The organism is Variovorax sp. PAMC 28711, assembly GCF_001577265.1.
In the GTDB taxonomy this organism is placed as follows: Bacteria; Pseudomonadota; Gammaproteobacteria; order Burkholderiales; family Burkholderiaceae_C; genus Variovorax.
On sequence record NZ_CP014517.1, the window covers coordinates 1,411,136 to 1,431,732 of the forward strand.

At 68.2% G+C, this 20,597-nt stretch carries 16 protein-coding genes; 10 read left to right on the plus strand and 6 right to left on the minus strand.

Annotated features, from left to right (window positions below; all coding sequences use genetic code 11):
- Positions 1–2: 2 nt before the first annotated feature.
- Together AX767_RS07050 and AX767_RS07055 are read right to left on the minus strand one after the other, a co-directional pair.
- A complete protein-coding gene (locus AX767_RS07050; protein ID WP_068629904.1) occupies positions 3–1,193 on the minus strand; it encodes an amidohydrolase family protein in 1,191 nt (396 codons plus the stop codon).
- A gap of 2 nt (positions 1,194–1,195) precedes the next feature.
- Positions 1,196–1,966, minus strand: a complete 771-nt coding sequence (locus AX767_RS07055) for a GntR family transcriptional regulator (RefSeq protein ID WP_082754895.1) — start codon at positions 1,964–1,966, stop codon at positions 1,196–1,198.
- A 132-nt stretch (positions 1,967–2,098) separates the two neighbouring features.
- Between AX767_RS07055 and AX767_RS07060 the strand changes: the two genes are divergently transcribed.
- Genes AX767_RS07060 through AX767_RS07105 form a run of 10 tightly spaced genes read left to right on the plus strand, consistent with a single transcriptional unit; the run spans position 2,099 to position 14,432 of the window.
- Positions 2,099–3,640, plus strand: a complete 1,542-nt coding sequence (locus tag AX767_RS07060) for an acyl-CoA carboxylase subunit beta (protein WP_068629908.1) — start codon at positions 2,099–2,101, stop codon at positions 3,638–3,640.
- A gap of 11 nt (positions 3,641–3,651) precedes the next feature.
- Positions 3,652–4,656 (plus strand): ABC transporter ATP-binding protein, encoded by a 1,005-nt coding sequence (locus tag AX767_RS07065; protein WP_237288588.1) that lies wholly within the window; start codon positions 3,652–3,654, stop codon positions 4,654–4,656.
- Positions 4,653–5,648, plus strand: coding sequence for an ABC transporter ATP-binding protein (locus tag AX767_RS07070; protein ID WP_068629912.1), 996 nt, complete (start codon positions 4,653–4,655; stop codon positions 5,646–5,648). Before AX767_RS07065 ends, AX767_RS07070 begins: the two co-directional genes overlap by 4 nt.
- Before the next feature lie 31 nt (positions 5,649–5,679).
- The gene (locus AX767_RS07075) at positions 5,680–7,257 is read left to right on the plus strand and encodes an ABC transporter substrate-binding protein (protein ID WP_068629915.1); all 1,578 of its coding nucleotides are present in this window, start codon (positions 5,680–5,682) and stop codon (positions 7,255–7,257) included.
- The gene (locus tag AX767_RS07080; RefSeq protein ID WP_082754897.1) at positions 7,257–8,270 is read left to right on the plus strand and encodes an ABC transporter permease; all 1,014 of its coding nucleotides are present in this window, start codon (positions 7,257–7,259) and stop codon (positions 8,268–8,270) included. Before AX767_RS07075 ends, AX767_RS07080 begins: the two co-directional genes overlap by 1 nt.
- Positions 8,271–9,119, plus strand: a complete 849-nt coding sequence (locus tag AX767_RS07085; RefSeq protein WP_068629917.1) for an ABC transporter permease — start codon at positions 8,271–8,273, stop codon at positions 9,117–9,119.
- A gap of 25 nt (positions 9,120–9,144) precedes the next feature.
- Positions 9,145–10,872 carry an AMP-binding protein gene (locus AX767_RS07090; protein ID WP_068629919.1) on the plus strand — a complete coding sequence of 576 codons (1,728 nt, stop codon included), beginning with the start codon at positions 9,145–9,147 and terminating at the stop codon, positions 10,870–10,872.
- On the plus strand, positions 10,869–12,596 hold the full coding sequence (locus tag AX767_RS07095) for an AMP-binding protein (protein WP_068629921.1): 1,728 nt from the start codon (positions 10,869–10,871) through the stop codon (positions 12,594–12,596). Before AX767_RS07090 ends, AX767_RS07095 begins: the two co-directional genes overlap by 4 nt.
- Before the next feature lie 13 nt (positions 12,597–12,609).
- Entirely contained in the window at positions 12,610–14,175 is a 1,566-nt protein-coding gene (locus AX767_RS07100; protein WP_210392570.1) for an acyl-CoA carboxylase subunit beta, read from the plus strand.
- Between the two features lie 41 nt (positions 14,176–14,216).
- Complete coding sequence (locus AX767_RS07105) at positions 14,217–14,432, plus strand: acetyl-CoA carboxylase biotin carboxyl carrier protein subunit (protein WP_068629924.1); 216 nt, start codon at positions 14,217–14,219, stop codon at positions 14,430–14,432.
- A gap of 15 nt (positions 14,433–14,447) precedes the next feature.
- Here AX767_RS07105 and AX767_RS07110 read toward each other — a convergent pair whose 3' ends face one another.
- The 4 genes from AX767_RS07110 to AX767_RS07125 are packed head-to-tail and all read right to left on the minus strand — an operon-like array spanning position 14,448 to position 20,536.
- Positions 14,448–14,792 (minus strand): hypothetical protein, encoded by a 345-nt coding sequence (locus tag AX767_RS07110; RefSeq protein WP_068629926.1) that lies wholly within the window; start codon positions 14,790–14,792, stop codon positions 14,448–14,450.
- Positions 14,789–16,276: an efflux transporter outer membrane subunit gene (locus AX767_RS07115; RefSeq protein WP_237288590.1), complete on the minus strand. Its 1,488-nt coding sequence runs from the start codon at positions 16,274–16,276 to the stop codon at positions 14,789–14,791. Before AX767_RS07115 ends, AX767_RS07110 begins: the two co-directional genes overlap by 4 nt.
- Positions 16,273–19,395, minus strand: coding sequence for an efflux RND transporter permease subunit (locus tag AX767_RS07120; protein WP_068629928.1), 3,123 nt, complete (start codon positions 19,393–19,395; stop codon positions 16,273–16,275). Before AX767_RS07120 ends, AX767_RS07115 begins: the two co-directional genes overlap by 4 nt.
- Positions 19,388–20,536: an efflux RND transporter periplasmic adaptor subunit gene (locus AX767_RS07125; protein WP_068629929.1), complete on the minus strand. Its 1,149-nt coding sequence runs from the start codon at positions 20,534–20,536 to the stop codon at positions 19,388–19,390. Before AX767_RS07125 ends, AX767_RS07120 begins: the two co-directional genes overlap by 8 nt.
- Positions 20,537–20,597 lie beyond the last annotated feature (61 nt).

The following is a 20,597-nucleotide window of genomic DNA, read 5'->3' on the forward strand; positions in this document are numbered from 1 at the left end:
ACTTAAGTCAGTACGCCGGCACGCGCCACCACGCGGCCGGCGGCAATCACCAACTTGCGCACCGGTCGCTCCACGACCGCGTGCGCATTTGTTTGTGCGTCGACCAGAACCAGATCGGCGCGGTCGCCGGGCACGAGCCCGTAGTCAGCGAAGCCGCACCCGCGGGCGCCTGCATACGTCACACAATCCAGCGCCACGGCCAACTCGTCGTCGCGGCGCAGGTTGTAGCGCAGGCCGATCAGCATGGCGCGCTCCAGCATGTCGGGCTTGCCGTAGGGCGTCCAGGTGTCGCGGATGCCGTCGTTGCCGCCGAGCACGGTCACCCCCGCCTGTCGACACACCATGAGCGGCGGCACGCTGCGTGATGGCGGGGCGCTGGTGATGAGCACCACGCCGAGCGCGGCCATGCGTGCGAGCAGCGCGTCACGCTCCAGCGCCGCCAGATCGCCGAGGCAAAAGCCGTGGCTGATCGCGACCTTGCCCTGCATGCCGAGCGCTTCGGTCCGGTCGAGGATCAGGCCCAGCGAGAAGGCACCCATCGCGCCGGGTTCGTGCAAGTGGATGTCGAGCGGCTTGCCGTGGCGTTCCGCGATGCCGAAGAGCACGTCGAGCGAGCGCACCGGATCGCCGTCGATCGCGCACGGGTCGAGTCCGCCCAGCACGTCGGCGCCCTGTGCCAGTGCGGCGTCGAGCAGTGCCGCCGTTCCATCGCGCAGCAGCAAGCCAGACTGCGGAAACGCGACGATCTGGATTTCCTGCACATCGCGCATCGCGTCGCGCGTGCGCAAGGTGCCTTCGAGGTGTTGCAGGCCGGCCTGCGTATCGATGTCGACATGCGTGCGAATCCGCGTGGTGCCGAGCGCGAGAAACGCTTTGGCCAGCGCGAGCGATTGCGCGCCCGCATCGTGTCCGCTTGCATGGCGAAACGCGCGTTCGTTGTCGATGCGATCGGTCAGTTGCGCGCCGACGGAATTCGCGTACCAGTCGAGGCCCCACATCGTCTTGTCCAGGTGCGTGTGACCTTCGACGAGACCGGGCAGCAGCAGCGCGCCGCCACCCTCTTCGATCGGCGTATCAGGCGGTGCGGGCAGCGCGGGGCCGACGGCAGCGATGCGCCCGTCTCGCACCCATACATCGACTGCTGCGGCACCGGCCGGGCGAACATTGCGAAGCAACAGTGCGTTGGAAATCATGGCTACACCACGTGAAGTCGAAAGTCGTCGAAGGGTTCTGCCCGCGTGAGGCGCATGTGCGCGATCACCTCCTGACAGGACTCGCTCACGATGCGCCGCATGCCGGCCTCCGCGGCATCGGCATCGCCGGCGCGAATGGCCGCCAGCAAGCGCTCGTAGCCCTGCAGGCTTTCGATGCGCCGTGCCGCGCGCTCGTAGTCGAGTGGCTTGCTGTGCACCCACAGCATCTGCCAGATGGCGTCGTGCGGCAAGTTGCGATAGGTCGATGCGAGCTGCCGGTTGCCGCAATGCAGGATCAGCCCCGTGCCCATGCGGCCCACGGCCTTGACGAACTCGACGAGCGAGGTGTCGTCCTCGCCGGCGAGCTGCCTCAACTCGTCCAGCCGAGCATCGAGCGTCTCGAACGCCGCCGCATCGGGCCGGCTGGCCAGGTAGCGCGCGGCCAGGCCCATCATCGTGCCGCGGATGTTGAAGATGTCGACGACATCGTTCAGCACGAGATGCACGACAAAGGCCCCACGCCGCGGCGAGATTTCGACGAGGCCCTGCTTGTCGAGTTCGCGCAGTGCATCGCGCACCGGGCCGCGGCTCACTGAAAACAGATCGGCGATCGCCTGCTCGCCGATGCGCTCGCCCGGCGCGAATTTCCCCTGGAGGATGGCCTGGCCGAGGTGTTGCGCGATCTGTTCCGCGGGCGTGACGGTGGTCAGCCGGATCGGGCGCAAGGCCCCAGGCTTGTCGGCGGAAACGGAGGACGAAAAGAGCGCAGACATGTCAACTTGGCGACGGGGGATAACCCGATTGTGAGTGTCAAACCTCGCTTGTAAATTGGGGTTTGTTATTTTGTTAACAATTCACCTCGATTTTGGGATGGATTGCGCAAAGCTAACCACAAGGGTTTTCCAATGTCCTGGCGTGCGAGTGTCGAAGAGCTGAATCACCGCCGCGCTCTCGTGGCGCGCATGGGTGCACCCGAGAAGGTCGAACGCCAGCGCGCTGCGGGCAAGCTCAATGTGCGTGAGCGCATCGACCTGCTGCTGGACGAGGGCTCGTTCCGCGAAATCGGCTCCATCACCGGCCGCGCGCAGTACGACGCCGACGGCAAGCTGGTCGACCTCGCCTCCTCCAACTTCATCTTCGGGAGCGGCCGCATCGACGCGCGGCCCGTGGTCGTCGCGGCCGACGATTTCACCGTGCGCGGCGGCGCGGCCGATGGCTCGACAGGCGGCAAGATGTCGGCGTCCGAGCAGATGGCCTGCGAGCTGCGCATGCCACTGGTGCGGCTCATCGACGGCGGCGGCGGCTCGATCCGCACCGTCGAGGAACTCGGTCGCACCTACGTGCCCGCCAACCCCGCCTGGGAATGGGTGGTGCGCAATCTCGAAACGGTGCCGGTGGCGTCGCTGGTGCTCGGCTCGATCGGCGGCTTCGCCTCGGCGCGCGCGGTGGCGAGCCACTACTCGGTGATGGTGCGCGGCACCACGCACATGTTCATCGCCGGCCCGGCGGTCGTCACCCGGACCGGTGACACCTACACCAAGGACGAGCTGGGCTCGCCCGAGCTGCATGCGAAAGCCGGCGCGGTGGACGACATTGCCGACAGCGAAGCCGATGCGATGGCACGGGCCGCGCGCTTTCTTTCTTACCTGCCGGGGTCGGTCTACGAACTGCCGCCGCGCGGACCGTGCAGCGACCCGGTGGACCGCTGTGACGATCACCTCATCGACATCGTGCCGACCGACCGCCGCAAGGTCTACAAGATGCGAGAGATCCTCGCGAAGACGCTCGATGAGGGCAGCTTCTTCGAGATGGGTTCGCGCTTTGGCCGCTCGGCCATCACCGGCCTCGCGCGGCTCGACGGCTACCCGGTCGCGGTCTTCGCAAGCGACCCGTACCACTACGGCGGCGCCTGGACGGCCGACACGGCGCAGAAGGTGAAGCGCTTCGTCGACATGGCCGAGACCTTCCACCTGCCGGTGGTGCACTTTGTCGACATCCCGGGCTTCCTCATCGGGCTCGAAGCCGAACAGGCCGCCACCATCCGCCATGGCGCCAGCGTGCTCAGCGCAATCTACCAGGCCACCGTGCCGTGGTGCTCGATTCTCGTGCGCAAGGTGTTCGGCGTGGCCGGCGCGGCGCACAGCAACGCCACGCGCTTTCGCTATCGCTATGCGTGGCCGTCGGGCGACTGGGGCTCGATCCCGCTCGAAGGCGGCATCGAGGCCGCCTACCGCAGCGACATCGCGGCCTCGCCCGATCCGGCCGCGGCGCTCGCCGAAATCACCGCGCGGCTCGAAGCCGTGCGCTCGCCGTTTCGCACCTCCGAGGCGTTCGGCGTCGAGGAAATCATCGACCCGCGCCAGACACGTCCGCTGCTCTGCGAGTTCGCCGAAAACGCGCAGCGCCTGCTGCGCCCCGAACCCACGCGCGTGCAATACCGCCCCTGACGGCCATGGCGATGAACGAACCCCTGCTGGCCCTGCGCGACGTGACGATCGCGTTTCGCACCTCGCTCGGCGAGCTGCCGGTGACGCGCAAGGTGGCGTTCGAGATCGGCCGCGGCGAGCGCGTCGGCCTGGTCGGCGAAAGCGGCTGTGGCAAGACGGTGACCGGCCTGTCGATCATGCGGTTGCTGCCGCCCGACGTGGCGCGCATCCACGGCCGCATCGACTTCGAAGGCAAGGACCTCGCGAGCCTGCCCGAGCGCCAGATGCGCGCCGTGCGCGGCCGCGACATCGCGATGATCTTCCAGGAGCCGATGAGCGCGCTCGACCCGGTGTTCACCGTCGGCACGCAGATCGCCGAAGCCTGGCTCGCGCACAACCCCGGCAACGTGGCCGAGGCGAAGGAGCGCGCGATCAAGGCGCTGGCGCAAGTCGGCATCCCGCTGCCGGCGCGCCGCTACGACGAATACCCGCACCAGTTGTCGGGCGGCATGCGCCAGCGCGTGATGATCGCGATGGCCATCATCTGCGAGCCCAAGCTGCTCATCGCCGACGAGCCCACCACTGCGCTCGACGTGACCGTACAGGCGCAAATCATGGACCTGCTGCGCGACCTGAGCGAGCGCACCGGCACCGCCATGCTCTTCATCACGCACGACCTCGGCGTGGTGGCCGAAACCTGCACGCGCATGCTGACGATGTACGCCGGCGAAGTGGTTGAAGATGCTGCAGTCGACGACGCGCTGACCCGCCCGCGCCACCCGTACACCTCCGGCCTCTTGCGTTCGCTGCCGCGCCTGACCGAGCGGCACGCACGACTCAGTTCGATCCCCGGTCGCGTGCCGTCGCCTTCCGCCATGCCGGCCGGTTGCCGTTACCGGGCGCGCTGCGAACATGCGATGCCCGCCTGCGAGGCCGAACAAAGCCTGCTGAAAATCAGCGGCGCCGAAGCGCAGCCGCGCTGGGCGCGCTGCATTCGCGCCGAAGAACTCGAACTCGGCGGAGCGGTCGCGCGATGAGCACGCAAGCCGTCATCGAGGTGCGCGACCTGCGGGTGCTGTTCCCCACGCACGATCGCTCGCAGACCGTGAAGGCCGTCGATGGGGTGAGCTTCGACGTGCATCCAGGCGAGACCTTCGGGATCATCGGCGAGTCGGGCTCCGGCAAGACCACGCTCGGCCGTGCGCTGGTGTCGCTGGTGCCGCCCACTGAAGGGACGGTGCTGCGCGGCGGCGTCGACCCGAAGCAGCTGTCGCGCAGCGAACTGCAGGCGCACCGGCGCGATTACCAGATCGTGTTCCAGGACCCGCACTCGGCGCTGAATCCGCGGCTGCGCATCATCGATTCGGCGATGGAACCGCTGCAGGCTTCCGGCAGCAAAGACCATGCCGCCAACCGGCGCGCCGCGCTCGAAGCGCTGGCCCGCGTGGGCATTTCCGAAGAGATGTCGCAGCGCTATCCGCACCAGCTCTCAGGCGGCCAGAAGCAGCGCGCCAACATCGCGCGCGTGCTCACCTTGCGGCCCAAGCTGATCGTGTGCGACGAGGTGGTCGCGGCGCTCGACGTGTCGATCCGCGGCGACATCCTGAATCTCTTCGCCGACCTGCAGCGCGAGTTCGGTCTGACCTACGTGTTCATCACGCACGACCTCTCGGTGGTTTCGCACATCAGCGACCGCATCGCGGTGACCTACCTCGGCCGCTTCATGGAGCTGGGGCCGAACGAAGGCGTGACCGAGAAGCCGCTGCACCCGTACACCGAAGCGCTGCTGTCGGCCGAGCCGATCCCGCTGCCGTCGCACCTGCGCACGCAGCGCCGCATCACGCTCGAAGGCGAGATCCCGAGCCCGGTCGATCCGCCGTCGGGCTGCCGGTTCCGCACGCGTTGCCCATACGCCGCCCCGCGCTGCGCGAGCGAAGTGCCGGCGCTGCGCGAGCTGCGGCCGCAGCATTGGGTGGCCTGCCACTACGCGACGGAAGCCGGGCCGCCGTCGGCCACCGCGACCGTCTGACATTTCACCGTTCACACACCAGGAGACCCCCATGAGCCACGCACAAGACGACACGGTTTCGACGATTCCCCCCAGCGCGTTCCGGCGCCGCGATGCGCTGGGCCTCATCGGCCTGGCGTTCGGCGCCACGCTCGGCCTGCCGGCCTTCGCGCAGCCCGCGCCGAAGAAAGGCGGCATCCTGAAAATCGCCAACCCGGCAAATCCGTCGAGCCTCGACCCGGCGACGGGCGGTGCGGGCTCCGACCACCCGATCCTGTGGACCCTGTACGACACGCTGGTGGAGTGGGACTACGCCACGCTCAAGCCGAAGCCCGGCATGGCCGAGTGGAGCTTTCCCGACGGCAACACGATGGTGCTGAACCTCAAGCCGGGCATCAAGTTCCACGACGGCACGCCGTGCGACGCCGAAGCCGTGAAATGGAACCTCGACCGCAACCGCGGCGACGCCACCTCGAACCTGAAGGCCGACCTGGCCAGCATCACCGCCACCGCCGTCGTCAACCCGACGCAGGTCAAGCTCACGCTGAGCCAGCCCGATGCCGCGCTGCCGGCCATCCTGTCGGACCGCTCGGGAATGATGGTCTCGCCGACCGCGCAGAAGGCCGCGGGCAACGAGTTCAACCGCAAGCCGGTCGGCGCCGGCCCGTGGAAGTTCGTGAGCTGGGCCGACAACACGAAGGTGGTCGTCACGCGGCACACCGAATACTGGCGCCCTGGCATGCCGTACCTCGACGGCATCGAGTTCTCGATCATTCCGGAGCTGGCCACCGGCCTGCGTTCGGTGGTGTCCAAACAGAACGACCTGGCCTACCAGCTGGCCGCGCGGTACAAGCCGATCATCGCGCGCGAGAAGTCGCTCAAGCTGGTGACGGGACCGACGCTTTACTGCATCCAGCTCTATTTCAATTTCTCGCGTGCGCCGCTCGACAACCCGAAGCTGCGCCAGGCCATCAACTTCGCGTTGAATCGCGACACGTTCGTCAAGGCCACGCTCGAGGGCGCCGGCGAGCCCGCGCGCATGAATCTACCCAGCACGCATTGGGCATACGACAAGAGCGTCGCCGCGCTGTACCCGCACGACCTTGCAAAGGCCAAAAAGCTGATGGCGGAGGCCGGGCTTTCCGGTGGCATCGACCTGACGATCGGTGGCTACACCGACCAGGATTCGGTGCGCCGCGGCGAAATCGTGATGGAGCAACTCGGCAAGATCGGCGTGCGCCTGAAGTTCACGAACGGCACGATCCCCGAGATCAGCGGCCAGTTCTTCGGCACCGAGAAGAAGTTCGACGTGCTGCTGTCGGCCTGGACCGGCCGACCCGATCCAAGCATGAGCTACTCACTCATGTATGCCAAGGGCGCCTACTACAACGCCGGGCGCAGCGAGTTTTCGCCCGAGCTGTCGGCGCTGCTGCAGGAAAGCCGTTCGAAAGAAGACCTCGAGTTCCGCAAGGGCGTGTTCGCGAAGATCCAGCGCCTTGTGATGGAGAACGCGCTGGTGGCGCCGTTGGCCTTTCAGTACGAGCTCGACGCGATCGCCGGCAACGTGCAGGGCTACGTGCCCAACCTGCTCGGCAAGCCGAAGTTCAACAACGTGTCGCTCGCGAGCTGATGGGCACGAGCGCGAGCACCGGCACGACCGCCGCGGCACCCGGGCAGCCGCTGCGGCAGCTGTGGCGCCGCGTTCGCCGCAACCTGCTCGCGCGCCGGCTCCTGCAGGCGCTGCCGGTGCTGCTGTTCGCCACCTTCGTGGTGTTCGGCCTGCTCAAGCTGGTGCCCGGCGACATCGCCGTCGCGCTGGCGGGCGACAACGCGAGCGATGCGCGCCTGGCCGAGATCCGGACCCTCTACGGCCTGGACAAACCCTTTCTCGTGCAATACGGCAACTGGCTCTGGCACGCGGCGCAGTTCGACCTGTCGAAGTCGCTGATGTCGGGCGAATCGGTCGCGACGTCGATCGCGCGCTGCCTTCCCAACACCGCGCTCATCGTCTGCATGGCGTTGCTGATCGCGCTGGTGGTGGGCATCCCGCTCGGCATGCTGGCTGCGGCCAAGCGCAACAGCTGGATCGACGGCTTCGTGATGACCATCGCGTCGCTCGGCGTCGCGGTGCCCAACTTCTGGCTCGCAATGGTGCTCATCGCCCTCTTCGCGCTGGAACTCAACTGGCTGCCCGCCACCGGATCGGCTTCGCTGAGCCAGGCACCGGTCGATGCGCTGAAACACGCGCTGCTGCCGGCACTGGCGATCGCCGCCGGCGGCATCGCCGAAGTCTCGCGCCAACTGCGCAGTTCGCTGGTCGACATTCTTTCTTCGCAACAGGTGCGCACGCTGCACGCCAAGGGCCTGTCGCCAATGAGCATCCTCTGGAAGCACGGGCTGAAGAACGTGGGCGTCAACCTGCTCACCGTCGTCACGCTGCTGGCCAATCGCATGCTGGCGGCCACCGTGGTGATCGAGGCCGTGTTCGCGATTCCGGGCATGGGCGGCCTCATCGTGCAGGGCGCGTTGTCGCGCGACTTTCCGGTGGTGCAGGGCGTGGTGTTCGTGATGGTGCTGATCGTCATCACGATCAACCTCATCGCCGACCTGATGTACGGCGTCATCGATCCAAGGGTGAAGTAGATGGAAACCTCCCGGACCACCCGCTTCCTGCGCTGGCTGAAGAGCGACATCCGCGCCGCGCTCAGCCTGGCCTTCCTGTTGCTCCTGCTGCTGCTGTCGGTGTCGGCGACGTGGATCGCGCCGTATGTGCCAAGCGCGCAGAACCTCAGCGATACGCTGCAACCCATTTCCAGTGCGCACTGGCTGGGCACCGACGACCTGGGCCGCGACATCCTGAGCCGCATGATCCACGGCGCGCCGATGACGCTGTATGCGAGCCTGCTGGCCGTGAGCGTGGCGATCGTGCTGGGCGTGCCGATCGGCCTGCTCGCCGGCTACCTGGGTGGCTGGTTCGACGAGCTGGTAGGTCGCCTCATCGACACGCTGCTGTCGTTCCCGGCCATCGTGCTGGCGATCGCGGTCACGGGGGCACTCGGCATCGGGCTCACCAACGCGATGATTTCGGTGGGCATCGTCTTCGCGCCTCAGCTCGCGCGCATCGTGCGGGCCCGCACGCTGGTGGTGAAGCAGGAGCTCTACGTCGATGCCGCGCGCTGCTTCGGCGCGCCGATGCACAGCATCCTGTGGCGTCACGTGCTGCCCAACACGATCCAGCCGGTGATCGTGCAGATCACGCTGCTGCTGGCGGGCGCGCTGCTGGCCGAGGCGAGCCTGAGCTTTCTCGGGCTCGGCATCCAGCCGCCCGACGCGAGCTGGGGCGCCATGCTGGCGCGCGCCTACCAGAACATGGAACTCGCGCCGGAGCAGATGTATGCGCCGGGCCTCGCGATTCTCTTCACGGCGCTGGCGTTCAACACGCTGGGCGAGTCGCTGCGCGTCGCGCTCGATCCGACCCGAAAGCAACTCTGACGGCGCTCTTTCCGAAGGACAACGCATGACACCGCAAGAAGCATTCGACGACATGGTCGCCCAGGGCGACATGGTGCTCGACAAGCTCGACGAGTGCGCCGCGCGCGTGCCCGACAAGGTCTACCTGCACTACGGCGAAGACCACATCCGCATGACCTTCGCCGAGGTCAAGGCCGAGAGCGATCGCATCGCCGCCGGGCTCATGGCACTCGGCCTGCCGGCGGGCCAGCCGGTGAGCGTGCTCACGCGCAACTCGCTGGTCAGCACGCTCGCGATGTACGCGATCTGGCGCGCCGGCGGCGTGTTCGCGCCGGTGAACTTCAACTTTCGCGGGCCGCTGCTGTCCTACCAGCTGAACGACACCGCGCCCTTCGCGCTGATCACCGACACCTCGTTTTCCGCGGTGCTGTCCGAAGTGGCCGACGACCTGAAGCTCGAACGACTCATCGTCCACACGCCGACCGCGGGCGACCACGACTTCAGCGCCGACGAACCCGCGCCCTTCGGTGCACAGTTCCGCGTCGAGGATTTCGCCGCGCTGCGCACGCACCGCGGCCCGGTACCGAACGTGCCGCGCGGCCCGTTCGACGTGGCGAACATCGTCTACACCTCGGGCACCACCGGCCCGTCGAAGGGCGTGCTGCAACCGTTCCGGTGGATGAACCACTACTCGTACCCGTCGCGGGCCGCGACCACGGCCGACGACGTGCTCTATTGCGACCTGCCGCTCTACCACGTGGGCGGCGCGTTCGCGATCGTCACGCGGGCGGTGTGGCAGGGCAACACGGTCGGCTTGTGGGACCGCTTCAGCCCGACGCGCTTCTGGGACCGCATCGAAGAGTGCGGCGCGAGCAGCTGCATCCTGCTCGACGTGATGATCCCGTGGCTCATGAAGGCCGAGCCGCGCGCCAGCGACCGTGCCAACACGCTCAACAAGGTGCACATGCAGCCGCTGCCGGCCAGCCACAACGCGGTGGCGCGGCGCTTCGGCCTGGACTTCGTGACCTGCGGCTTCGGCCAGACCGAATCGGGCTCGGGCTTCGCCTGCACCATCGACGAACTGGGCGATGAGATGGGCACGCCGGCCGAGCTCTGGAAGGGCCCGTCGAAGGCCGAGTACCGCGCAAGCTGCGAAGCCTCGGGGCGCCTCGTGGTCGACGGCAACCAGACCTTGCCGAAGGGCTTCATGGGCCGCGCCAACCCGGTGCTCGAAGTCGCGATCCTCGACGAGGACGACAACCGCGTGCCGCCCGGCACCATCGGCCAGCTGGCGTTCCGCCCGCGCTTTCCGGGCCTGTTGCTGCTGGAATATTTCAGGAAACCCGAGGTCACGGTGAAGGTGCATCGCAACTGCTGGTTCCACACCGGCGATGCCTGCAAGCAACTGGCGGAAGCGCCCGACACCTACGCCTTCGTCGACCGCATGGGCGGCTTCTTTCGCGTGCGCGGCGAGAACGTGTCGTCGTTCGAGGTGGAAGCGCTCGTTGCGCTGCACCCGGGCGTGCGCGCGGTGGCCGCCGTGCCGATGCCCGCGCAGGTCGGCGACGAAGACGACATCGCCGTCTTCATCGAGGTGATGGCCGGCGCCACGCTCGACGAAGCGGCGTTGCGCACGCACACCGCCGCCGCGATGCCGCGCTTCATGCAGCCGCTGTACATCCGCTTCGTCGACGCCCTGCCCGTCACCGCCACCAACAAGATCGAGAAATACAAGCTCAAGCGGCAACTGCTGCAGGAGCTGGGACTGCCATGAACACACGCACCGACTCTTTCCTCGACGATCCGCGGGTTCGCGAGCTCGCCGACCTGCAGCAGCGCCACTGGCCGGCCGGCGTGCCGCGCGAGGCCGTCTATCCGTTCGGCGAAATTCCGCTCAGCGACTACCTGCGCCGCTGGGCCGCGCAGCAGCCCGACAAGGCGGCCGTGATCTTCTACGGCGCGACGACCACCTATGCCGAGCTCGATGCGCAGAGCGACCGCTGCGCCGCATTGCTCGCGAGCCACGGCGTGGGCAACGGCGAACGCGTGGCGGTGATGCTCGGCAACTGCCCGCAGTTCCACATCGTGTTCTTCGCGATCCTGAAGCTCGGCGCGGTGCACGTGCCGGTCAACCCGTTGTTCAAGGAGCAGGAAATGCTCTACGAACTGAACGACAGCGGCGCCACCGTGCTGGTGGTGCTCGACCAGCTCGCGGAGATGGCGCACAAGGTGCTGCCGAAGACCGGCGTGAAGACGACCTTCTTCACCAGCTTTCACGATGCGCTGCCCGCGCAACCCACGCTGCCGGTGCCTCCGAGCATCCTCGTGCCGCGCACGGTGCCCGCGGGCATGCACGACCTGATGCCGGCGGTGCAGGCCGCATCGGCCACGCCGCCGGTCTTCACGCCCGACCTCGATGCGCCGGCCGCGCTCAACTACACGGGCGGCACCACCGGCATGCCCAAGGGCTGCGTCCACACGCAGCGCGACATGATCTACACGGCCGCCACCACCTGCAGCGTGGCCAACGACATCGGGCCCGACGAGATCACGCTCAACTACATGTCGCTGTTCTGGATCGCGGGCGAGAACGCCGGAATGATCTTCCCCATCTTCACCGGCAGCACCGTCGTGCTGCTGGCACGCTGGGACCCGGTCGGCGCGATGGCCGCCATCGCGCACTACCAGATCACGCGCACCGCGATGGTGGTCGACAACGCGGTCGAAATCATGGACCACCCGCAGCTCGGCGACTACGACCTGAATTCGCTGCAAGCCATGCGCGTGTCGTCGTTCGTGAAGAAGCTCAACCCGAGCTTCCGCGCGCGCTGGCTGGCGCTCACCGGCACGGTGATGGTCGAGGCCGCGTGGGGCATGACCGAAACGCACACCTGCGACACCTTCACCACCGGCCAGCAGCACGACAACCTCGACCTGCGCGGCCAGCCCGTGTTCGTCGGGCTGCCGGTGCCGGGCACCGTCATCAAGATCTGCAGCTTCCAGACGGGCGAGACGCTGGCCGTGGGCCAGGAAGGCGAGATCGTCGCGCACAGCCCCTCGCTGCTCAAGGCGTACTGGAACAAGCCCGAGGCCACGGCCGAATCGCTCAAAGGCGGCTGGTTCCACACCGGCGACATCGGCGTGTTCGACGACCGCGGCTGCCTGCACTTCCTCGGGCGCGCGAAGGAGATGCTCAAGGTCAAGGGCATGAGCGTGTTCCCGGCCGAAGTCGAAGCGCTGCTCGGCCAGCATCCCGACGTGCTGGGCTCCGGCGTGATCGGCCAGGCCGATGCGGACAAGGGCGAAATCCCGATCGCCTTCGTGCGCATCCGCGAAGGCAGCCCGCTCACCGAAGCCGCGCTCGCCGCCTGGTGCCGCGACAACATGGCCAGCTACAAGCTGCCGCAGATCCGCTTCGTGGCCGAACTGCCGATGACGGCCACCGGCAAAGTCAAGAAGCACGAGCTGCAGGCGTTGCTCACGCCGCAGCGCGCCTGAACCGGAACACCGCGTGGACACCCTCGACCGCAACGAAGACCTGGCCCGCCGCCGCGCGCACGCGCTCGGCATGGGCGGCCCCGCCAAGCTGCAGCGCACGCGCGAACGCGGCGCGCTGAACGCCCGCGAACGCATCGCGAAGCTGGTCGATCCCGACAGCTATTTCGAGCTCGGCCTGCTCGCGCATTCCGACGTGCCCGGCATGGAAGCGCGCACGCCGGCCGACGGCAAGATCGTCGGCGTCGGGCGCATCGACCGGCGCCCCGTGCTGGTGAAGGCCGACGACGTGACGGTGCTGGCCGGCGCGGGCGGCCGCATCGGCTCGCAGAAGTCCAAGAACGCGGTGCAGCTCGCGATCGACAAGGGCTACCCGATCGTCAACCTGGGCGAAGCGGGCGGCGCGCGGCTGCCGGACATCCAGGGGTCCGACGGGCTCTCGTCGATGACCGTCGGCACCACGATGTCGAAGCGCCGCCGGCAGGTGCCGATGGCCGCGGCCATCCTCGGCGAATGCTTCGGCAGCCCGAGCTGGCATGCCGCCTTCGCGGACTTCGTGGTGCAGCTGAAGGGCTCGTGCATGGCCGTCTCCGGCCCGCGCGTGCTTGAGATCGCGACCGGCGAGAAGGTCGACAACGAGGAACTCGGCGGCTGGAAGCTGCACGCCACCGTGACCGGCCTCGTCGACATGGCGGGCGAGACCGAAGACGAATGCCTCGCGATGATCCGCGAGTTCCTCGGCTTCCTGCCTTCGCACGCGCAGCAGTTGCCGCCGCGCGCCGAACCCGAAGCGGCCGACACCGTGGCCGCGCGGCAGGCCAGCCTCATGACGCTGGTGTCCGAGCAATCGCGCCGCGCCTACGACATGCACGCCGTGGTGCGCGCGCTGGTCGACCATCAGCACTTGTTCGAGCTCAAGCCGCTGTTCGACCGCAGCGTGATCACGGCGCTGGCGCGCATCGACGGGCACCCGGTGGGCATCGTCGCGACCAACCCGATGTTCTCGGCCGGCGCGATGGGGCCCGACGGCTGCGCCAAGTGCACCAGCTTCATCGTGCTGTGCGACTCCTTCAACATCCCGCTCGTGTTCCTGCACGACACGCCCGGCTTCTTCGTCGGCAAGTCGGCCGAGCTGCGCGGCATGCCGGGGAAGATCATCAACTTCGTCGAGGCGCTCGCGCAGGCCACGGTGCCGAAGGTGGCCGTGGTCGTGCGCAAGTCCTACGGCATGGCCTACGGCAACCTGGCCGGCGCGGGCATGGGTGCGGACTTCGTCTTCGCCTGGGCCGGCGCCGACATCAGCTTCATGTCGCGCGACGTGGCGGTGAACGTGATCAGTCCGCTCGACGAGCGTGCGAGCCCCGAGGTGCAGACCGAACAGGCCGTGCGCCGCGAGCAACTTCGGGATGAACTGCACACGACGAGCGCCCCGTGGCGTGCCGCCGGGCTCGGCTACATCGACGACGTGATCCGCCCCGACCAGACGCGCAGGGTGCTGGTCGACGCGCTCGAGATGGCGCGCGGCACGCGCAGCGAAGGCATGAGCGAACACGCGTTGGCCGGCTGGCCGACGAGCTTCTGAGACAACCCTCTCGATTCACTTTCTGAACATCGGAACACCCCATGCCATCGAACCTCGAATCCATCGTCACCGGCAAAGTCTGGAAGATCGAAAAAGCCATTGGCGACAGCGTTGCCGCAGGCGAGTCCGTGATGATTCTGGAATCCATGAAGATGGAAATCCCGATCGAATCGCCCGTCGCCGGCGTGCTCAGGAGCCTCGCGGTCGCCGAGGGCGAGAGCGTGAACGAAGGACAGGTGCTGGCCGTCGTCGGCTGACGCCGACGGCGTTCTTCAGCGCGTCGGCGCAGCGTGCGCCAGCGGCACCGCGCAGTCCCGAACGTTGACGTAGACCTCGTCGCCCACCGCGTAGCCGCCCTGCGCAGGAAGCAGCGCGACACGCAGCCGCGCACGCCGGAAGACGTGGTACGCCACTTCGGCATAGCGGACGGTTGTGCCGGTGGTCGCCGATGTCGCGGGTCGGCAGTCCTGCACGTCCGCATCGGGCAGTTGCGGCGCGAGGTCGATGCGCGTGATCACAGCGACATGCCATCCGTCTTGCGCACTGAAGCGCGAGGCGGTGGCCGTGCAGGCAACGCAGGCCAGCCCACAGGACAGCACGGCGAGGAGGAGTTTCACGACGCGTCCCTTCGTTCGACGACGGGGTTGCGCAGCGCAGCGCCGTCGCGTTGCCACCAGCCACCACCGAGCGCCTGGAACAGCGCCACGCTGTCCGAAAGCCGTCCGGCCTGCGCCTGGATGCGTGCGAGCGAGGCTTGCCGCCAGGCCTGTTGCGCCACGAGCACCGCCAGCGCGCCCGTCGCGCCCGCATCGCGTTGCGCGCGGGCATACGACAGGCTGCGCTCGCCGGCCCGCTCGGCGCGTGTCTGCGCGGCCAGCGTCGCGGCATCCGCCTCGATCGCTTCCAGGGTGTCCGCCACATTCTGGAAGGCACCGAGCACCGTGCTGCGGTATTGCGCCGCGGCCTGCGCCTGCGTGGCCTCGGCGGCGCGTTGCCGGTGCAGCAAGGTGCCGGCATCGAACAGCGGCTGTACCAGGCTTGCACCGACGCCCCAGAACGCCGTGCCGCTGGTGGCCAGTTGCGCGAGCCGCAGTGCCGTGCTGCCGGCGTTGGCCGTCAGTTCGAGGCTCGGCAGGCGGGCCGCGACCGCGACGCCGATCAGCGCGTTCGCTGCATGCCATTGCGCCTCGGCCGCACGCACGTCGGGCCGCTGGTCGACCAGGCGCGACGGCAGGCTCAGGGGAAGCTCTGCAGGCAGTTGCAGTGCATCGAGCCCGATCTCGGGAACGTGCGCATCGGCCGGCAGCGAACCCATCAGCACGGCCAGCAGGTCGCGCTGCTGCGCGAGCTGTTTTTCCAGCGGTGGCAAGGTCGCCTCGATCTGCGCGAGCAGCGCGTCCTGCGCCGCCACATCGGCCGAGCCCACCTGGCCGAGCGCCTGCTGCCGCAGCACCATCGTGCGCTGGGCGCCGGCCAGTTCGACCATGTCGTGCGTCGCGTCGATCTGGGCGCGCGTCGACGCCTGCTGGATCACGGTGGCGACGAGGTTCGTGGTCAACGTGAGCTGGGCTGCCTCGAGCTGGAAGCGCTGGACCTCCGACAGCGCCTGCAGCGATTCGAGCTGACGCCGGTTGGCGCCGAACACATCGGGTGAATAGGCGATGTCGAGTTGCACGGTGTGCAGGCTGTAGAGATTGCCGCCCGATGCGAGCGGGCTCGACAGCGCGGGCGCCACCGATTGCCGGGTCGGGTTGAACTGCACGCCGACCGTCGGAAAGAACGCGCCACGCTGCGACCGGACGTTCTCCTGCGCCACGCGCAGTGAGGCCTGCGCCGTCTCGAGATCGGCGTTGGCTGCCAGCGCCTGCCGCACCATCGCATCGAGCGCCGGCGACCGGAAAAGCGACCACCATTCGGCCGGGATATCCGGCGAATCGACGATGCGCTGCGGTGCGATGGCGTCGCCACTCGGGGCGCGCGGAATCGAGGGCGCTGCCGTGTACCGCGCGACGACGGGCGCCGCAGGGGGACTGAAATCCGGGCCGACGGCGCAACCGGCCACGAGGCATCCCGCCGCCAGGGCGACCGCGATGTTTCTCACGATGCGGCTCCTTCGCTGGCCGGGTCGGCCTGCGGAGCGGCGTCCTGTGGGGGCGTCGTTTCAAGCCAACGTGCGACCAGGTAGTACAGCGCGGGCAACCAGACCAGCGTGAGGCCGGTCGCGGTGATCAGCCCGCCCACCACCACCGTTGCAAGCGGGCGCTGCACGTCGCTGCCCAGACCCTGGGCGAGCGCCGCGGGCAACAGGCCGAGCGCCGCGACAGTCGCGGTCATCAGCACCGGCCGGAAACGCTCGCGTGCGCCCTGGATCACGGCGTCGCGCAGCGGCATCTTCTGTTCCACGCGAAGCCTGTTGAGGTTCGAGACCATGATGATTCCGTTCATGACCGTCACGCCGAACAGCGCGATGAAGCCGACCGCGCTCGACACGTTGAGCGTCATGTCGCGCAGGTGCAGCGCGACCAGCCCGCCGAGCGCGCCGAGCGGCACCGCCAGCAGGATCAGCGAGGGCTGCCACAGGTTGCGGAACTGCGCGAACAGCAGTGCGAACATCAGCACGATCACCATCGGCATGATCAACAGCAGCCGGGCCTGCGCACGCTGCTGGTTCTCGAACTGGCCACCCCAGGCGAGCTGGACGTGCGCATGGTCGTAGCGCACGCCGGACTCGATCTTCCGGTGCGCCTCTTCGAGGAACGATGCCAGGTCGCGTCCGCGCAGGTTGAGTCGCACGGTCAGGTGGCGCTTTCCCATTTCCCGCGTGATGGTGCTCTCGCCGTTGTCCAGACGCATCGTCGCGACCTGCGACAGCGCGACCTTGGCGCCGCCCGGCGCGCTCAGCACCAGCCGGCCGATCGCGTCCGGATCGCCGCGACTTTGCGGCGTGAAGCGCACCGCGATGTCGTAGCGGCGCTCGTCGAGGAACAACTGCGCCACGGGCGCACCGCCGATGCCGGTGCCGATCAGGTCGGCGATGTCGGCGACGTTGATGCCGTAGCGCGCTGCCGCCGCGCGATCGACCTCGATCCGCAGTTGCGGCAGCGGAGGCTCCTGGTCGATGATCACGTCCGCCGCGCCGGGCACGGCCTCCAGCGCACGCTCGATCTCGCCGGCGATGCGTCGCGTGTCCCTGAAATCGTTGCCGTAGATCTTGACCACCAGGTCGCTGTGCGCGCCCGCGAGCTTGTCCAGCACGCCGTCGATCATCGGCTGCGTGAAGCCGATCTGCATGCCCGGCAACTGCGCGTAGCGCCGCGCCATGCGTTCGATGAGCTGCTGCTTGGTCGCACCGGACTTCCACTGCGCCTGCGGATACAGACCGACGCTGACCTCGATGTGCGAGGCGGTCCACGGGTCGGTGCCATCGTCGTTGCGGCCCAGCTGGGTGACCACATAGGAAACCTCGTCGAACTCCCGCGTGGCATCCCGCAGCTGGTTCGACATTTGCGTGGCCTTGTCGAGCGAGATGCCCGGCGGCAACGTGACCTGCAGCCAGAGCGAGCCTTCGTCGAGATAGGGCAGGAAGTCGCGTCCGATGGTGGCGCCGAAGCCCGCCACGCAGACCAGTGCGAGTCCGAAGGCCGCGAGCGTGAGCGCACGCCGGCCGACGATGCGCTCCAGCAGTTCGGCGTACCGGCGCCCCAGCCATTCGAGCGCCGCGTTGTGGAACACGCGGCGCGGCTTGCGGTAGGCGAGATAGGCGAGCCCCGGAATCAGCAGCAGGCCGACCGCCAGCGCTCCCAACAGCGCGAAACCGATCGCGAAGGCCATCGGCGCGAAGAGTTTGTATTCGATGCGCTGGAACGCGAAGAGCGGCGCGTAGGCCGTGATGATCACCACCATGCCGAAGAAGATCGGACGCGTGACCTGCAGCGTCGCTTGCAGCACGTCGCGCGGCGTCAGGGGTGTGTCCGGTTCGGCCTCGCGACGCCGCAGGATGTTCTCCATCACCACGATGGCCGCGTCGACCACGATGCCGAAATCGATCGCGCCCAGCGACAGCAGGTTGGCCGGAATCTTGAGCTGGTGCATGAAGGCGAAGGCCGTCAGCAACGACATCGGGATCGTGACGGCCACGATCAGCGCGGCGCGCGGACTGCCGAGAAACAGCAGCAGCACCAGCGTCACCAGCACCATGCCTTCGAGCGACGTCTTGCCCACCGTGTGGACCGTCGACTGGACCAGCATGGTGCGGTCGAGGTAGGGAACCACCTTCACGTCTTTCGGCAGGATGGCGTCGTTGAGGTCGCGCACCGCCTCGTGCACGCCGGCCAGCACCTGCGACGGGTTCTCGCCCTTCAGCAGCAGCGCGATGCCTTCGATGGTGTCGGCGTTGTCGTCCTTGCCGAGCACGCCCTGGCGCTCTTTCTGGCCGAGCTTCACCTCGCCCAGATCCCCCACCCGCACCGCCACGCCGTTCTTCTGGCTCACCACGATCTGCGCCAGGTCGTCGAGGCTGCCGATCAGCCCGACGCCCCGCACCACCAGGCCCTGCTGGCCGCGCGTGAGCACGCTGCCGCCCGCGCTGGCGTTGTTGGCGTTGATGGCCTGCGTGACCTGGCTCAGCGTCAGGTTGTACTTGCTGAGGCTCGCCGGATCGAACTCGACCAGGAACTGGGTCGTGAGCCCGCCGAAATTCGACACGTCGGCCAGCCCGGCCACCTGCTTCAGGCGGGGGATCACCTTCCAGCGCTGCAGCTCCGACAGCTCGCGCAGGTCGCGCGTCTTCGACTCCAGCGTGTAGCGGTAGATCTCGCCGATGGGCGAGGTCAGCGCGTCGAGGCCCGGCTGCGCGCCGTAGGGGAGCGTGACGCCGCCGATGCGCTCCTGCAGCCGCTGGCGCGACCAGTAGTCTTCCGCGCCGTCACGGAAAACCACCGTGATGAGCGAGAGGCCGAACGTGCTCTTCGAACGCATCACGTACATGCCCGGCGTGCCCATGATCTCGCGCTCGAGCGGAATCGTGATCTGCTTTTCGACTTCCTCGGCTGCCAGCCCCGGCACCTGCGTGACCACCTGCGAGGTGGTGTCGGCGATGTCGGGATAGGCCTCGAGCGGCAACTGCGTCCAGCAGTACACGCCATAGCAGGCGGCCATCGCGAACACCAGCCAGACGATGCCGCGCCGCTCGAGGCAGGCCGTGACGATCGCGTCAATCATTCAGCAGCACCGCGTCCCGCACGACCACGCGCTCGCCCGGCTTCACGCCGGCCACCACCTCGACGAGGTCACCGACCTTCGGGCCGAGCTGCACCACGCGCGGCTCGAAACGCCAGGGCGAGATCTCGACGAAGACGCGGCTGCCCAGCCCGCCCTGCACCACCGCATCCATCGGCAACAGCAGACCCTGATGCGCCTTCGACAGGAAACGCGCCTGCGCGAACATGCCCGGCTTCAGGTGGCCGTCGCGGTTGTCGAACACCATGCGCACCTTGACGCGCCGCGTATCGGGGTCGAGCACCTCGCCGATGTAGCGCACCGTCCCAGTCAGCGCTTCGCCGGGAAAGGCATCCAGCGTCACGCGCGCCGACTGGCCGGTGAACAACGCCTTCAAGTCGGCTTCGCCGGCGCTCGCGGTGACGAACACCTTCGACAGGTCGGCCACCGTCATCAGCGGCACCGTGATGTCGTTCCAGTAGGTGCCTTGCGCCGCAGCGAGGTCGATCACGCGGCCGGCCACCGGCGAACGCACCGCGATCGAGCGGCCCGACGCCTTGTCGTCGCCCTGCGCCGCACCGAACTGCGCGAGCCGCGCGGCGGTGCGCGCCAGTTCGCTCTGCGCCTGCTCGAAATCGTTGCGGGCCTGTTCGACCTCCCGGTTCGCCGCGATGCCGGCGCTGCCGAGCGCACGCTGCCGTTCCAGCGCCTGCGCGGCCAGGGCCAGCGCCGCCCTTGCCTTCTGTGCGTCGCTGCGCGCCTGCGCCACGTCGGCCGAATCGATGCGGAACAACACGTCGCCCGCGCGCACCGCATCGCCCAGCCCCTTGTCGAGGCTGACGACGCGGCCGGTCGCCGGCGGCGACACCTTCACCAGCCGCGCCGGGTCGGCCTCCACCGCTGCGGGCAGCGACAGCGGGACCTCGATCGCCAGCGCGTCCGCGGCCCGTATCGACAGCGATCGGCGCAGCGGCGATGCCTCCGGCACGAGCAGCTGTGCGCCGACGTGCTGCAGCACGGGTGTCGGCGCCGCGCCGGCTTCTTCGGCTGCGTGCGCCCGGCCGGCCATGAACCACCAAACGCCGCCTGTGGCGACCAGTGCCGCAGCGCAAAGCGCGGAGAGCCCGGTTTTTGGAACGCGCATGGCTCCTCCTCGTTTCTTGCTGTCGCTGTAGAGCCCCGAAGCTTAGAAACCCGCGCCTGAA

Bases quoted from the DNA above. Each gene is read 5' to 3' on its own strand.
- AX767_RS07050 (WP_068629904.1), bottom strand. From the start codon at position 1,193: ATGATTTCCAACGCACTGTTGCTTCGCAATGTTCGCCCGGCCGGTGCC.
- AX767_RS07055 (WP_082754895.1), bottom strand. From the start codon at position 1,966: ATGTCTGCGCTCTTTTCGTCCTCCGTTTCCGCCGACAAGCCTGGGGCC.
- AX767_RS07060 (WP_068629908.1), top strand. From the start codon at position 2,099: ATGTCCTGGCGTGCGAGTGTCGAAGAGCTGAATCACCGCCGCGCTCTC.
- AX767_RS07065 (WP_237288588.1), top strand. From the start codon at position 3,652: ATGAACGAACCCCTGCTGGCCCTGCGCGACGTGACGATCGCGTTTCGC.
- AX767_RS07070 (WP_068629912.1), top strand. From the start codon at position 4,653: ATGAGCACGCAAGCCGTCATCGAGGTGCGCGACCTGCGGGTGCTGTTC.
- AX767_RS07075 (WP_068629915.1), top strand. From the start codon at position 5,680: ATGAGCCACGCACAAGACGACACGGTTTCGACGATTCCCCCCAGCGCG.
- AX767_RS07080 (WP_082754897.1), top strand. From the start codon at position 7,257: ATGGGCACGAGCGCGAGCACCGGCACGACCGCCGCGGCACCCGGGCAG.
- AX767_RS07085 (WP_068629917.1), top strand. From the start codon at position 8,271: ATGGAAACCTCCCGGACCACCCGCTTCCTGCGCTGGCTGAAGAGCGAC.
- AX767_RS07090 (WP_068629919.1), top strand. From the start codon at position 9,145: ATGACACCGCAAGAAGCATTCGACGACATGGTCGCCCAGGGCGACATG.
- AX767_RS07095 (WP_068629921.1), top strand. From the start codon at position 10,869: ATGAACACACGCACCGACTCTTTCCTCGACGATCCGCGGGTTCGCGAG.
- AX767_RS07105 (WP_068629924.1), top strand. From the start codon at position 14,217: ATGCCATCGAACCTCGAATCCATCGTCACCGGCAAAGTCTGGAAGATC.
- AX767_RS07120 (WP_068629928.1), bottom strand. From the start codon at position 19,395: ATGATTGACGCGATCGTCACGGCCTGCCTCGAGCGGCGCGGCATCGTC.
- AX767_RS07125 (WP_068629929.1), bottom strand. From the start codon at position 20,536: ATGCGCGTTCCAAAAACCGGGCTCTCCGCGCTTTGCGCTGCGGCACTG.